At 43.4% G+C, this 14,701-nt stretch carries 10 protein-coding genes, 1 pseudogene and 1 riboswitch; of the genes and pseudogenes, 2 read left to right on the top strand and 9 right to left on the bottom strand.

All coding sequences use genetic code 11. The features are described from left to right. Positions 1–55 precede the first annotated feature (55 nt). Positions 56–184: a hypothetical protein gene (locus tag AWH49_RS21070; protein WP_280512844.1), complete on the top strand. Its 129-nt coding sequence runs from the start codon at positions 56–58 to the stop codon at positions 182–184. Here AWH49_RS21070 and AWH49_RS17570 read toward each other — a convergent pair. From AWH49_RS17570 to AWH49_RS17550, 5 genes are all read right to left on the bottom strand, one after another. Continuing rightward, positions 176–508, bottom strand: a complete 333-nt coding sequence (locus AWH49_RS17570) for a hypothetical protein (protein WP_063966754.1) — start codon at positions 506–508, stop codon at positions 176–178. The two genes, AWH49_RS21070 and AWH49_RS17570, sit on opposite strands and share 9 nt — an antisense overlap. Next, positions 505–5,001, bottom strand: a complete 4,497-nt coding sequence (locus AWH49_RS17565; RefSeq protein WP_063966753.1) for a lamin tail domain-containing protein — start codon at positions 4,999–5,001, stop codon at positions 505–507. Before AWH49_RS17565 ends, AWH49_RS17570 begins: the two co-directional genes overlap by 4 nt. Positions 5,002–5,228: 227 nt before the next feature. Continuing rightward, complete coding sequence (locus AWH49_RS17560) at positions 5,229–6,269, bottom strand: ribonucleotide-diphosphate reductase subunit beta (protein WP_018394696.1); 1,041 nt, start codon at positions 6,267–6,269, stop codon at positions 5,229–5,231. 13 nt (positions 6,270–6,282) lie between these two features. Further along, positions 6,283–8,475 (bottom strand): ribonucleoside-diphosphate reductase subunit alpha, encoded by a 2,193-nt coding sequence (locus AWH49_RS17555; RefSeq protein ID WP_425305722.1) that lies wholly within the window; start codon positions 8,473–8,475, stop codon positions 6,283–6,285. A gap of 168 nt (positions 8,476–8,643) precedes the next feature. Beyond that, positions 8,644–8,814: riboswitch (cobalamin riboswitch) on the bottom strand. A gap of 96 nt (positions 8,815–8,910) precedes the next feature. Further along, a complete protein-coding gene (locus AWH49_RS17550) occupies positions 8,911–10,179 on the bottom strand; it encodes an S-layer homology domain-containing protein (RefSeq protein ID WP_063966751.1) in 1,269 nt (422 codons plus the stop codon). Positions 10,180–10,353: 174 nt separating this feature from the next. Between AWH49_RS17550 and AWH49_RS20200 the strand changes: the two genes are divergently transcribed. Next, positions 10,354–10,512, top strand: a complete 159-nt coding sequence (locus AWH49_RS20200; protein ID WP_018394700.1) for a hypothetical protein — start codon at positions 10,354–10,356, stop codon at positions 10,510–10,512. Between the two features lie 108 nt (positions 10,513–10,620). On the opposite strand, the gene AWH49_RS17545 is transcribed toward AWH49_RS20200, so the two are convergent. The 4 genes and pseudogenes from AWH49_RS17545 to AWH49_RS17530 form a co-directional block, all read right to left on the bottom strand. Then, positions 10,621–11,988: an aspartate kinase gene (locus AWH49_RS17545; RefSeq protein ID WP_063966750.1), complete on the bottom strand. Its 1,368-nt coding sequence runs from the start codon at positions 11,986–11,988 to the stop codon at positions 10,621–10,623. A 253-nt stretch (positions 11,989–12,241) separates the two neighbouring features. Further along, positions 12,242–12,844: a prolyl hydroxylase family protein gene (locus tag AWH49_RS17540; protein ID WP_063966749.1), complete on the bottom strand. Its 603-nt coding sequence runs from the start codon at positions 12,842–12,844 to the stop codon at positions 12,242–12,244. Between the two features lie 164 nt (positions 12,845–13,008). Beyond that, positions 13,009–13,686 (bottom strand): collagen-like triple helix repeat-containing protein, encoded by a 678-nt coding sequence (locus AWH49_RS17535; RefSeq protein ID WP_063966748.1) that lies wholly within the window; start codon positions 13,684–13,686, stop codon positions 13,009–13,011. 288 nt (positions 13,687–13,974) lie between these two features. Next, a pseudogene (locus tag AWH49_RS17530) lies at positions 13,975–14,701 on the bottom strand (hypothetical protein); the annotation flags it as partial.

The raw sequence follows: 14,701 nt of genomic DNA, 5'->3' as shown, positions 1-14,701 counted from the left end.
TCATCGTGTCGGGCACACTTGAAGTAACACTATAAACTGAAAGGTGAGAAACAGTATGGCACGTTCAACTGGATCATTGAAAAACCTCGTGAAAATGGGCGTTAAATATGGACCGATTATTTATCCGTTCATTAAAAAATATTTGAACAAACGAAAAGCAGCAAAAGCATATAGATCAAGATAAAAACAGACGAAGGCTCCGCCTAGGTCTGTTTTTATTATTTATTCCCCCATTTTCTTCATAAGCGTCTGCTTTCATCGTGACATCGAGTATATCGCTGTATACCAGGCCCGGTGAAAGAGACGCTTCTTTCTTATCCAGTACATTCATCTTGACAGTGACACTCTCTTGTCCTCCCTTCTGCAATTGCACGATTACTTCTTTAGGGAGCGTAACACGATGCCCTTCAAACGTTTGCAATTCAAGTGGTTTAGCAGACCCAGCCATCGTGTCGATAAGCGTTTTGGGAAGCGTCCACTGTCTGCTTCCCTCCTGTCCCGTCGTCACCGTTCATGCATTTTCTCCTTTTTAATCCTGTCTTCTGTCCCATCAATAACAGGACCATTGTCAACAAGAGATGGCGTTTCACTTTTGCCATTCCCATTGCCAGCATTATTACTTTCGCCGATTCCTTGAGAGCCGGTTTTAAAGGACCAGACGTCTGAACGTACCTCGCCTCCATAAGAATCCTTCACTTCTACATACCAGCCGTGCTGCGTGGACCGCTCAAGGTTTTTCCATTTTGCTTTCGCTGTGCCTCCGTCTTTTATGTTCGCTTGTGAACCGATTTTTTCATCCGTGAACACTTCCACATTAAACAGATCTGTCGCCACGACTTTTTCCTTCGGCGTTAAATCGGTTTCAATCGTAAACTCATCCTTGCCCGGATAATCCACGGGATTGTAATAATTGTATTGGTCCAAATACGGCGAATACGTCTGTATGTAAATTTTGTTTTCAATCGGATTTACTTTCATTAAACGAAGGAAACCTTGTCCTCCTTCAGGCCCGCCCTGGTAATCAGCAAGCATTTGATACACTTTTCGGTCCGGTGTGCCATCCTGATTATCATCAATTTTATCAACGAGCGTTTCACTGTCATGGTAATGCCCTGACAAGACAGCTATGACATTTAAGTTTTTCTTCACGACTTCATTGAATACTTTGTCGCCAATCGGGCTGCGGTTCCCAGAAACAAGCAAATATTCATGAAAGTTGAGAATCGCTTTGCGGTCTGGATGCTCAGCAAGCACTTTATTCAGCCAAGCAATGTCTTCATCGTTTATACCCCAGCCCATGTACAGCATGATAAAGTCATTTCCATTTGAACTAATTAAGTCGTAATGGCCGCGGTTGTTTTTATACGACTCTCCGTAATACTCTTTCCCCATAAAACGGTGTTCGCCAAAATATTTGCTGTATTCATTATAGTCACCTGTTTTATGCCCTACATCGTGGTTGCCCGCCAGTACGCCATAAGGGATCGATGCATTGTCAAGCGTCCGCATAAATGTATCCGCACGCTCCCATTGAACCGGCTGATCTGTTTCATCTACAAGATCGCCTGTATGGAATACGTACTTTAATTTCATCGTTTCTTTTTTTTCCGCTACCCATTTTGTCATTCGGTCAAAAATATGGGGATAGCTTTCTGAATAATACTGTGTGTCGGACATCCAGATAAAGGAGTAATCAAACTCGGTTGTTGAGGAAATTTCATCCTGTACCATTACCTGCACTTTTCCGTCCTTTACATAATCGGTGCCCTTCACGCTGCCGGAGAGGGTAAAGTTTTGACTGTCCTTTGCGATTTTCCATTCCTGCCTCTCCCACTTCGCTGTTATATAATTCCATACATACATCGATACTCTCCGGCCGATGAGTGATTTTCCTTCCCAATTCATTTTAATTTCATCATTCGCATCGACTTTTTGATCAATGGCTACTTCAAAGCGATGGTACGGAAATTTTTCCATTGAAGAGGTTTCAATATATTCTCCATCTGCTTTTGCCAGTTTCACTTTTTCCGTTACGGCTGTTTCATCTGCTGGCGAAATTTGTGCTGGCGGCTCACGGTCGGCACTATTTTCATAAACATTGACTTCTGCATCAGCTGCCCCGTACTCAAAACCACGGTAAAAATCAACATTCAGGCTGTCTTTTGTCGGATCGGTTACCTTTACCTGAAGCTTTGCGTTATTCGGATTAACATTTTCCAATCCGTTCGCCGGTGACGTTATTTTAGGTTCATACGGCTTTTCTTCTACAACCGCAAACGAAATGGATTTTCCCGCTTTATTTCCAGCACGGTCTACTGCTGTAAACTCAACGGTATGGGCGCCGGCAGCCATTTTAGCCGAAGAGGTTTCCAGCGGCAGTATTATTTCCTTTCCATCCAATGAAGCGGTGACGTTTTCAACATCATAATGAGCGTCTTTGACTTCTGCTTGAATTGTAAAGTCCCCTTTATATTCCTTTCCTTCTTCAACCGACGATGTAATGACCGGCGCACTGTTATCGACAATGACATCGGCCTCCGTATGAACAACAGCATCCGCTTTAATCACATGCTTCCCTTCTGAAGTCTGCAGGGTATCCCATTTATACGCTTTCGCCGTAAATGATTGATCTGGCAATGTAAAGCTAAAATCGACCACCGGCTTTGCACTGCCGCTGTCGCCAATGCTTATTTCCTGGGCAGCATTGCTGTATGTGGGATCATATAAAGTCGTTCCATCTTCAAGGACAAGGCGAACATTTTTTACGTAAAAATCGTCCCGGTTTTCCTCTGAGTTTGTATCAAATGGTGATACTTTCGTGCCCGCACGAATCGAAATTTTTGTTTCTTCCCCCATTGAAAACTGATTGGTGTCTACCGGCACGGTCATCGTCTTATATTGATTGATCGTGTCATCGAAAATGTGCAATGTTTCGTCACCGATTGTAATGCCATTTTTAAAATACAAATTGACTTTCTTGACATCGAACGCAAAGTATACCTGCGCCGACAATGCTGGCTCCGTTTTACTTGTCACATCTTTATTGTCAATTGAAAGCTGCGAATCGGTTCCAAATGCTTTAATCGTTGCGGTTTTACTTAAAACCGAGCCATCCTCCACATTTAATCCAGTTTTTTCTATATTGTCATTTAAAATAGGGATGCCTGTTGGATCCGTTTCAACCACATTTGTTCCGTCGGAAACTTGAACATAATAGTCCAGATTCTTTTTGCCAAGCAAATCAGGTGAATACACCGTATGAAAAAACAAACCGGTTACTTCATCTCTTGTTAAATCAACAGATGTATACTCAGTTCCCTCTCCTGTTTTGTATAAAAGACGGACAGTTTTGACTGACTGGTCGTCAGTAACATCAAATGTTATTGTGACATTTTGGCGTGCAGAAATAGGGGCTGTCTCGGTTAAGTCTTCTACGATTGGCCCCATCGAATCAAACACCCCTGATCTCTTCACAGACGGTACCTGTACGTATGCGACTGTTCCCGGTGTAGCATCTTCGGTTGCACTGCTGTATTTCTTCATTTCTTTTTCACCCGCCATGCGAGGGAATGTGTAGAAAATTCCTTTGTTTGCATCTGTATCATCCACATTTGGTTCATCATAATAATATGCAGCCGAAATATCTTCCCCTGTATTCATTACAATGGCTACGCCACGGTGGCTGGAGTTCGCCATTCCGTCCGAATGTACTTTCACAATATTTACATTTTCCGTTAAACTAACGCCGTATGCTTTATTAAAGTCTTCAACCGTTTTATCTTGGTTGCCCGCATTGATAATCCAGTACACCATAGTTTCACCCGCCCGTAAAACAACATCTTCTTTATCGGATTTCCAGATTAAATCCGCTTCCGAACCTTCTGCAGGGTAGCGATAACGAATTTTATAATCCTTTAAATTCACATTTTCGTTCGTGTTATTGTACACCTCAATAAACTCATATCCATCGAGGCTGTTTACATCATCCGAATCCGGAACCAGCTCGGTTACAAGAAGGGATGGCACTTGCTGCGGATCATAATCCATTCCTTCCACCGTGACTGTATATTCTTTTGTTTTTGCCGTATTTTGACCGTCAAACGCTTCCACACGGTACTTGACTTCTTCAGATAAAAGTTCTTCCTTTCCGATCACAGCTTCAAATTGATCACCTTCCCCTTTGGTCATCTCTTTCTTCAGCCAGTTTTTGCTTTCTGTTCCTTTGTAAAATACTTTCACATTGTCAATCTTTGTTTCATCCTTGACCGCAGCTCGAATCACAATATCGTTTCCTGAGGAGGTATTTTCAACCGGTGTATGGGTAATAATTGGGGCAACTGCGTCTTTCTCAACGTATTTAGAAGGAATCTGGCCTTTAATTACTTTTCCAGGGGTTGCTGGTTCTGCTGCGGTTAAAATAACCATCTTCTCGCCGTCATCACCTGGCTTGTATTGAATGCCTTTATTTTCGGATACATTGTCTTTGATATATGCAGCAGTTGAAAAAACATTATTGGATAAATCTGATACAGAAAGCGTGTGTTCAGCGGAGTTCTCTATTCCATCTGATTCGATATATGTAAATTGATTTTCCGTAAGAGTTGTGCCGAATTCAGTATTAAATTCATTCAATGTCAAGGAAGGATTCGCAGCATTTTTTACCCAGACAACCATTGTTTTACCCGGTGCAATTTGCTTTTCTTCTTTAAATGTCCAATCCGTCGTACGCCCGTTCGGATATCCGTAAATTAATTTGTAGTTTTTCAACTCAATCGGCTGACTGCTGTTGTTGTAAAGCTCAATGAACTCAAAAGCATCAGTTGAAGTACCGGTCGCATTTTTGCTTTTCGGCAAAATTTCTGTAATCATAATAGACGAAGCGGTCATAGACTCTACTGATACTGGCGTTTCTACTGTCAGAGCAGGTGAAGTGGGGGAAACGAGGGTAGAGACAAATAAACTGCTGGCTAAAATAAGTAAATAAAAATGCTCCTTGCGCATAAATAAAAATTCCTCCTTTAAAATAGCATCTTTAGCCAGTGTAAGAATTAAATATCGAACCAACATGAATAATATGGAAAATTTTTATGAATAAAGAAAAAATAATTATTTTTACTCCGGCTAAATTCATCCTTATTCCAACGTCAAATTTAAGGATTATATCGGGATATTATGCGCTGTTTACTCACAAAAAAAACGGCTTCCATAATGGAAACCGGTCAAAATTATTATAATTCGTCAAACCCATTATCCTGCACATTAACTTTTACGTACTGACGTGAGCGCTGTTCAAAGAAATCGGTTTTGCCAAGGTCTACATCTTCGTATGCTTTAATCCATTTTAATGGATTCTTCCGGTAGTCCGGGAATGGCTTTTCATATCCGAGCTGCTGACAGCGCACGTTCGCGTAAAAATAAATGTACGCCTCCACATCTTCCACATCGAGGCCATCAATCTTGTCCCCGATCACTTCGCGCGCCCATTCCACTTCAAGCGCCGCTGCTTCTCGGAAAATCGCCTCCACGTCAGCTGCACGTTCCTCTGTATCAAGCTCGGGATATTCCGTCAGCAATTCACGATAAATTTTCACGAATAAATCAACATGAAGCTGCTCGTCGCGGTTAATGTAATTGATCATCGTACTCGTCGCTACCATTTTCTGGTGGCGTGCCAAATGATAAAAGAACGCAAAGCCTGAATAAAAGAATAATCCTTCCAAAATCACATCATACACAATCGACTCAAGCATATTTTCCACAGTCGGCTGTTCCACGAACGATTCGTATCCTTTCATGACAAAATCGTTGCGCTTCTCAAGCACAGGCTCACTTCTCCAGTAATCAAACACGCGATCTTGCTCCGATTTCGGCACCAAGCTCGACAAAACATACGAATAGCTATGATTATGAATCACTTCTTGCTGCGCCAAAATAATCATCAATGCCTGCAAGCTCGAATCTGTTAAATAATCCGCTACTTTCCCCGCATAATCCGTCTGTATACTATCAAGCAGTGCAAGCAGTCCAATCGTTTTTAAAAATGCTTCCCGCTCACAATCTGTCAAACCCGGAAACTGCTTCACATCCGTCCCCATGTTAATCTCAAACGGAGTCCAGAAATTTCCGAGCATCCGCTTATATTTTGGATACGCCCAGTCAAATTTCACATCATCCCAGTTCAACACATTTGACGACCGACCATTCACAATCGCTGTCGAACGGTTCGGTGCGTCTTTATCCATTAATTTACGCTTTTCAATCATCGTCATGATAAAATCCTCCTTAACTCGAGCACGATTCACATTCGAGCAGCTCAACCGACGTCGAACGAACGTAATACGTCGTCTTCAACCCGTTTTTCCATGCCGCTAAATGCAAATCAAGCAATTCTTTCGCTTTAATCGTATTTTGAACATACAAATTCAATGACACACCTTGATCGATATGACGCTGACGCGCTGCATTTTGACGGAGCGTCCACTGCTGATCGATAAAGTACGCAGACTTGTAGTACCATGTCGTCTCGGAATTCAAATCTGGAACCGTCACCGGAATTTTGTAATCTTTCTTTTCTTCGGAATAACTCTTCTGGAAAATTGGATCGATACTCGCCGTGCTTCCCGCAATAATCGATGTCGATGAGTTCGGTGCAACAGCCATTAAATAGCCGTTTCGCATCCCATGTTCACGCACATTCGCGCGAAGTTCCTTCCATTCTAAACCTTCATAGCCCCGCGCATCAAAATAAGCGCCTGTTTCCCAATCAGATCCGGCAAATAACGGATAAGCCCCTTTTTCTTTCGCTAGTTCCATCGATGCCTCAATCGTCAGGCGGGCAATGTTTTCATAGAGTGAATCCGCGTATTCAACCGCTTCATTTGCTTCCCAGCGAACGCCTTTCAGTGCCAATAGATGATGCCATCCGAACGTACCGAGCCCGATACCGCGATAACGACTGTTTGTCCGCTCCGCCTGTGGAACCGGAATCATATTTAAGTCAATTACGTTATCAAGCATCCGAACTTGTATTTTGATCAAACGATCCAAAACATCCGCAGGCACTGCTCTGCCAAGGTTAATCGACGACAAATTACAGACGACGAAATCACCGGGCTTTTTGCGTGTCACAATGACATCGTCTTCAAGCTGAATCGATTCAAATTCCGTCGCACTCATATTCTGAGCGATTTCGGTACACAAATTACTTGAATAAATCATGCCTTCATGTTTGTTTGCATTGCGGCGATTTACTTCATCGCGGTAAAACATGAAGGGGACGCCTGTTTCAAGCTGTGAGCGCATAATACGCTTCATAATATCAATCGCCTGAACGGTTTCACGTGATAATCGATCGTCATTTACGCATTGCTCATACTTCGTACGGAACGAACCTTGGCCGCGTTTTTCATCATAATAATCTTCCAGTGAAAAGCCCATCACCGTACGCACTTCATGCGGGTCAAATAAATGCCACTCGCCACGTGCGTCAACTTGTTCCATAAACACATTCGGCAGGCAGATGCCTGTGAAAATATCATGTGCACGGAGACGTTCGTCGCCATTGTTTAATTTCAAATCCAAAAACGGAAAAATATCTTTATGCCAAACGTCCAAATAGACCGCAACCGCTCCTTGGCGCTGGCCGAGCTGATCAACGCTGACCGCTGTGTTATTCAGCTGTTTAATCCAAGGCATGACGCCGCTTGACGCGCCTTTAAACCCACGGATAGAAGAACCGCGGCTCCGTACTTTACCCATGTACACACCGATGCCGCCGCCGTATTTCGATAATGTTGCTACATCCGTATTGCTGTCGTAAATGCCTTGCAAACTGTCGTCGACTGTATCGATAAAGCAGCTCGACAGCTGTCCGTACGGCTTACCGGCATTAGATAATGTCGGTGTTGCGACTGTCATATATAAGTTGCTCATCGCCCAGTACGATTCAGCAATTTTTTCTAAACGGTTTTCAGTTTCATTTTGCATAAGTGTCATTGCAATAATGAGCCAGCGCTCCTGCGGAAGTTCGGCCGGCGTTTTGTCAAAATCACGTGCAACATAGCGGTCCATCAGCATTTTTAATCCGATATATGTAAATAATTGATCGCGTTTTGGCTGCAATAATTGTCCTATTTTTTCAAGTTCATTTGTTGTGTAAACGATCGTTAAACGGGGATCGTATAAGCCTTTCTCCGTTAGAATTTGAACGTGAGATGCGAAATCTTTGTAAACTCCTTCAGCCGAAGTCTTACGCTTGGCCGCTTGCTCGCGATACGATTCCTCCAGATGGATGCGTGCAGCAACGAATGTCCAGTATGGCTCTTCTTCATCCAAAAAGCTGAGTGATTCGAGTACCATTGCTTTTGACCAGGCCGAAGCACTATATCCCGGATGCTTGGCTGTCCATCGTTCGCTAACTCGGAGAAGCGGACCGATTTTTTCCTGGCCAAATTCGTCTGTTAAATGGTTCAGCATCTGTTCGATTTCTGGAATGATTGTGATTGTCATGTTATTCCTCCTGTTTTGCAAAAAATAAAAAGAGCGATAGATGCAGCCTCTTCGGCTGAGCTATCGCTCTGAATGGGTAAAATGAGGAAACAAACGGAATCCGCCGCTTCCACCTCTCAACCCCCGAAGAAAGTGTCGCTTTCAGAAAAACAGGCAGGTCTCCTGGCTCGTGCGTCGTCCTCCTGCCGCCTTCCCGTTTTCACAGTGGCTTGGCATTCGTCTGCACTTACAGTTGCGGGGACAGCTCCGGCATTTAACCGGATTCCCTTTTAAACCATTACTGGTACCTGCTTTTCATTGCATACTATATATTGTGTTTTTATACTTTTAAAATACTAACATATTGTGTTTGTAATGTACAGAACAAAAATCCGCAAAGAGTGCTCTTTGCGGATTTCATTATTAAGGAGTGCCTATAAAAGAATGGCTCCACACGTTGTACATCGTTATGGCAAATTGTTCACGCGTGATGTTATTTTCAGGATAAAACATAGCGTTTGCTCCACCGCTCATAATACCGTGAGAATAAACAGCATTAATTTCTTCGTTCGCCCAATGTTTTACTGGTACATCATTGAAAATTGAAGACGCCCCTGCTTGAAGATTAAGTGACTGCGTCAAGACACGAGCCATCTGAGCCCGGGTTAACGGCTTATCCGGATTAAACTTCGGCGCTTTGGCAAAAACACCCGCTTCCGTAAGTTTAGCGATCGCTGCATACGACTTCATTTTTGAAGAGACGTCAGAGAATCCTGGATTCGGAGCTGTGCCTGTTTCACCAAGCGCACGCGATAAAATAATCGCTGTTTCTGCGCGGGTAATGTTACTTTTCGGTGCAAATGTACCATCAATGTTTCCGTTAATGACGCCTGCTTCTGCTAGTTTCATAATCGCAATGCGCGCCTGTGACCCTAGTTTACTAATATCAGTAAATGGGGCTTTTTCTTGTTCTGGATCTGGTATTGTGCTATTCTTCCATACTTTGAAAAATTGGTCCGCAAATACTTTGTAACCAGCTTCATCCGGATGAACGTCGGCTTTATTTGGCAGATACTCTGGTTTAAAATAAGAATCGACTTCAACAAAAACAGCACCTGTGGACTCAGTCGTTGTTTTTAATCCCCCATTAAATACGGAAAAGGCTAGCTGATAGTTTGACTTTTGCTCTCCTTCTTCCATATGCGGATAAGGAAAATAATATCCAAAAACATATACTTTCGCATTCGGATTCAATGATTGGATCGTCCGAATACTACTGGCAAGGTTTGTTTTTATCTGATCCAACGTCGCTGAGGCAGTTCCTAGATTTAAGTTTCCAGATTTGACAAGGTTTAAAAGATCGTTAGCACCTATGGAAATTGTAACAAGTTCAGCCTGCTGAACAGCGGCTTTCACATCTGCCCGCTTTAACTTCTCAACTAATGTTCCGCTTACATCACCGGACGTTGCATATTCTTTCGTGTATGAGCCAAGTGCATCTTGTTCAGAAAGCCCGGCTTTAATCATATCCGTATAGCCCGTGCCAATTGTTTTGTTTGGCGTTTGCCCTGCGGCAATCGAATCACCAAGTGCAACATAATCCTCTTTTGCAGTGGCTGCCCCCGCAGACGGAGTCAGAAAGGCTGCAATAAAAAGCAATGATGCTAAAAATACCGAAAAGATCTTTTTCAAATGGATACCCCCTGTTTCATTTCATACTTCCTTTATATTACCATGTATAACCCACAATTTGTTTCAACTTTACAGAAAAAAAGAAATATATGTTATAATAAACATAAGGTTTGAACTGGCTTAAAAAGGGTACATTAATGTAGATGAACATTTTTAGAACGGAGATGACAAAAGATGAATTTGAAGAAATTAATCAAGTACGGTGCTATTATCGCTCCAATCGTTTACCCGAAAGTAAAAGACCGCATGGGGACACGCAACTTACGTAAGACATATAGTGATTCGCATAGAACGCGCATGTCTGGAAAAAGTATTCTTGAAAAATTAAAATGATTTTGACAGGTCTCTGATGAAAATCAGAGGCTTTTTATTTTAAAGCTGTGTCCGTTTCCCGGCAAAAAATGAGGCCTCCGTGCATCTGCATCGGAGGCCATTCACCTTTTATTGAAGAACAGCGCTTTTGCTGAAGAACTCTTCGTATAATTCACGCAATACGTTGTCTGTATCTTTTTCTTGAATGCCGAACACAAGACTGACTTCCGATGAGCCTTGATTGATCATTTCAATATTCGCACCGACACGGGAAATGGCGGCTGTTGCACGTGCAGAAAGACCAAGTGTATTATGCATACCTTCGCCAACAAGAACGATCATCGCAAACCCATGTTCAATGTGTGCTTTGTCTACTTGTAATTCCTCACGGCAACGCTCTAAAATGCGTTCTTCTTTTTCCGGTGTTAATTGATGGCTGCGCACAATAATAGACAAATCATCAATGCCTGATGGTGTGTGCTCGTAAGACACTTCTTCATCTTCCAAAATTTGCAGCAATTTACGGCCGAAACCGAGCTCACGGTTCATCAAATATTTACTAACATAGAGTGTTGAAAAGCCTTTATCCGCTGCAATGCCAATGACCGGACTTTTCGTATATTCACGTTCTGCTACAATCATTGTGCCCGGTGCAGACGGATTGTTCGTATTTTTAATACAAACTGGAACAGAATGCTGAAATGCTGGCATTAATGCTTCGTCGTGAAAAACAGAGAAGCCTGCATACGACAATTCACGCATTTCACGGTATGTCATCCGTTTAATTTCAGCCGGGTTGTCGACGACATTCGGATTTGCTGCGAATACGGAATCCACATCTGTAAAGTTTTCATACAGCTCTGCTTTCACCGCAGATGCTAGAATCGAGCCGGTAATATCCGATCCCCCGCGGGCAAATGTCATCATGACACCCTCTTCTGTATACCCAAAAAAGCCAGGGAAAACAACGATTTTGCTATTTTCACGAAGCTTCGCTAAATTTTCATATGCTTCTGGAAGCGCGCGGGCACGGCCCGGCTCATCGCTTACAATAAGTCCTGCTTCTTTCGGATTCACATATTCAGCTTCAAGTCCGATGCTTGTGAAATAGGCTGCGATTAATTTCGCGTTATTATCTTCACCGCTCGCTTTGAACTGATCCATAAATAGCGGCGGATTGTCACGATTTTCTTGCAGACGTCCACGTAAATCTGTTTCAATAATGTTTACAATGGTATCGTCAAGACCGAGACCTTGCGCAATATCTGCATACCGATCGACAACAGCCTTCAATTCGTTTTCTGCATCTCGATCACGCAATGAAGCATGAGCAAGGGCAATTAATAAATCTGTTACTTTTATATCATCACCGAAGCGCTTACCCGGTGCCGATACGACAACCGCTTTCCGTTTCGGTTCATCTTTAACGATGGCAGCCACTTTTTTAATTTGTTCGGCGCTTGCAACCGATGTTCCACCAAATTTACATACGATCATTTTATTTGCCACTCCTTGCTTGTTTGCATTCTTAGCTGACTATAGGCGGATATGCCGCTTTATCTGAAGAATTATACCACCGTTCGCATAAAAAAAGAAGAAATAATCAGAATTAATTTTCATGAAAAATAGCTGAAAATGAAGGGAAAGAACCCTTTATTTCCAGCTATTTGTATGTTTTAAAGTGTATAATCGGTTTTCATACGTATAACAAAAAACCCGATGACAGCCCATTTGTTGTTGTCATTTCACTTCAATATTGAGGTTTTTCACAAAACCATAAAGTGGCGATCCATTTTTCTCCCTCATTCACCGGCCTTGCCCCATGCCGCGAAAGGGGATTTGATTCGTTTGTGTTCTTTTTGCAATTCTCAAAAATTAATAAAGTACCTTCAGACGGGGTAACGTGAACATTAAGCTCCGAAAAAAAAGTTTCTCCGCCTTCCTTCACTGTATTCAAATAAAGAAGGGCTGTATACAAACGTTGTCCGTTTTGATCGATATAATGTTTTCCTGCTTTAGAGAGGGGATCATAACAATCCAGATGCTCACCGAATTTCCCGCCCACTTTATATCTGGCTATTTGGAGCTTCTCAGCATGATGAAGCGGTTTTCCAATGATGGACGCCATTCGTTCGGATACTTGGCGAACGATTTCATATGAATCATGAGAAAACCAGGTACTATCTGAAATACGGAAATTAGAAACTTGCAGTCCTGATGGCCCAATGATTGTTGCAGGTTTAAGCTGATTCCGCGCTAATTCCCTCAATTGGAGACACTCTATCTCCGTCACCACTTGCTCATAACAGGCGATAAAAGGATCATCACAAAGAACAATTGCAGGCTTCTTCATACGTCCTCCTTCTTAATAAACTGACATTTCCTCAAACTTTTCTGAGGGATGCTATCATGTTATGTGAACAAATTGAAAACGTGTTTGATCGTAAGTAAAATGGGATTCTTATTTTTCCAGAAGTAAAAAAGCAGGCCCCGTTCCATAAAGGCCTGCTTGAATGATTACGGGTTCGGTAAGATTTCCGATCCTGTAAATACAATTGGTCCAACGATTTGAGGGGAATTTCCAGCTTTTTTCTGTGTAGCCGTAAGGAAGTATTGAACCGTCTGTCCGACAGTAAACGGCCCCAAGTCAACAAAGGTAAAACCTGTCGCTATCCGCTGATTTCCCTGTGAGTCATCTGTTATTCTGTAGATCACATTAGCAGCCGCTATACTTCCTTTGTAAATAATAAATTCCACTGGAGTCGATGCATCCGACTCCCATCCAACCGTTCCAGTAAGGAATACACGGCTTCCTGTGCTGTTGATGGTAATGGCATTCATATTTGCAGTAGATAGTTCACAAAGTGGCGCTCCAGTAGCGGGGACCGGAGGGAAAGTTAACTCAATCGTGCCGTTATTTGGATTTGTAAATTTCTCACATACTTCAAATTCGGCCAGTAATCCTGATGCTCCTGGTGCTCCTGGTGTTCCTGGTGTTCCTGGTGCTCCTGGTGTGCCCGGCGCTCCCGGTGCTCCATCTCTTCCATCTCTTCCTGGTGCCCCTGGCGGTCCTTGTCTTCCTCGCTCCCCGTCTTCTCCTTGTTTTCCCCGTGGACCTGGTGGGCCTGGCGGGCAGTCACAACAACATTCCTCGTGACCACATATTTCACATCTGCGGTTTTTATAATAACTCATTCATCTTCCTCCTTTTCATATAAGCTATTCAAGATTCAATAAGGGGGAAACCACATTTCCCCTTATTTTATTGATTATTTTGTTTCCTGAGCGTTTTAGACCCTTCTCGTATACTATTTCTTAATATGGAAGCTATGCTCTTCACATTTAAAAAAAGGGCGAACCATGAACATGCTAGAAGACACGCCTAGTTCGGCCTCACTTTCATCGTGTTTCTCAAGAAGAGGAACTTTCCATTTGGAAATTCTGTAATGCTTAAAGATTTTTTCACGGTCATTTGCTAATGATTTACGTAGTGAATATTGTTTTCCACCTCGTACCTGTGAATATTTGCAGTTTATCAGTGTTTGTGTTGTAAAAAATCATGCCCGTTGCAGGAGATACAGGAGGCACAGTGCTTAATGGTAAACGAATAAAAGTTCCATCTACCGTTAAATCTTGGCTAATTGTTAACTCACCATTTAATGTGCCTGATGTGTCCGAGCGCAGAAATTGAGTAGAATCAAGCCCATCTAACGTACTCGCCGCTCCCCCTGGTCCCGGGTCGCCTTTAGGTCCTTGTGGTCCTTCTGGACCCACTGATCCCTGCGGACCTTCTGGACCCACAAGTCCCTGCGGACCTTCTGGACCTACAGGTCCCTGGGGTCCTTCTGGACCTCTAAGTCCTTCTGGGCCCACAAGTCCCTGCGGACCTTCTGGACCCACTGGTCCCTGGGGTCCTTCTGGACCTCTAAGTCCTTGCGGACCTTCTGGACCCACTGGTCCCTGCGGACCTTCTGGACCTTCCGGTCCTCCTGCTGGCCCCTTAGGTCCTTGTGGTCCTTCTGGACCCACAGGCCCCTGCGGACCTTCTAGCCCCTTTGGTCCTTGTGGTCCTTGTGGTCCCTCCGCTCCATCGGCTCCCTGCGGTCCTATTGGCCCCGCTGGTCCTTGTGGCCCTGCTGCTCCATCGGCTCCCGCTGGTCCTTGCAGTCCTTCCGCTCCGTCTGCCCCCTTAGGTCCTTGCGGCCCTGCT

Origin of the sequence: Domibacillus aminovorans (assembly GCF_001643235.1) — a bacterium.
GTDB classification, from domain to species: Bacteria; Bacillota; Bacilli; order Bacillales; family Domibacillaceae; genus Domibacillus; species Domibacillus aminovorans.
This window is presented reverse-complemented; position numbering and strand designations above follow the sequence as displayed.

Coding starts and splice junctions, on each gene's coding strand:
- AWH49_RS17540 (WP_063966749.1), bottom strand. CDS start 12,844: ATGAAGAAGCCTGCAATTGTTCTTTGTGATGATCCTTTTATCGCCTGT.
- AWH49_RS21070 (WP_280512844.1), top strand. CDS start 56: ATGGCACGTTCAACTGGATCATTGAAAAACCTCGTGAAAATGGGCGTT.
- AWH49_RS20200 (WP_018394700.1), top strand. CDS start 10,354: ATGAATTTGAAGAAATTAATCAAGTACGGTGCTATTATCGCTCCAATC.
- AWH49_RS17535 (WP_063966748.1), bottom strand. CDS start 13,686: ATGAGTTATTATAAAAACCGCAGATGTGAAATATGTGGTCACGAGGAA.
- AWH49_RS17555 (WP_425305722.1), bottom strand. CDS start 8,475: ATGCTGAACCATTTAACAGACGAATTTGGCCAGGAAAAAATCGGTCCG.
- AWH49_RS17545 (WP_063966750.1), bottom strand. CDS start 11,988: ATGATCGTATGTAAATTTGGTGGAACATCGGTTGCAAGCGCCGAACAA.
- AWH49_RS17560 (WP_018394696.1), bottom strand. CDS start 6,269: ATGACGATGATTGAAAAGCGTAAATTAATGGATAAAGACGCACCGAAC.
- AWH49_RS17565 (WP_063966753.1), bottom strand. CDS start 5,001: ATGCGCAAGGAGCATTTTTATTTACTTATTTTAGCCAGCAGTTTATTT.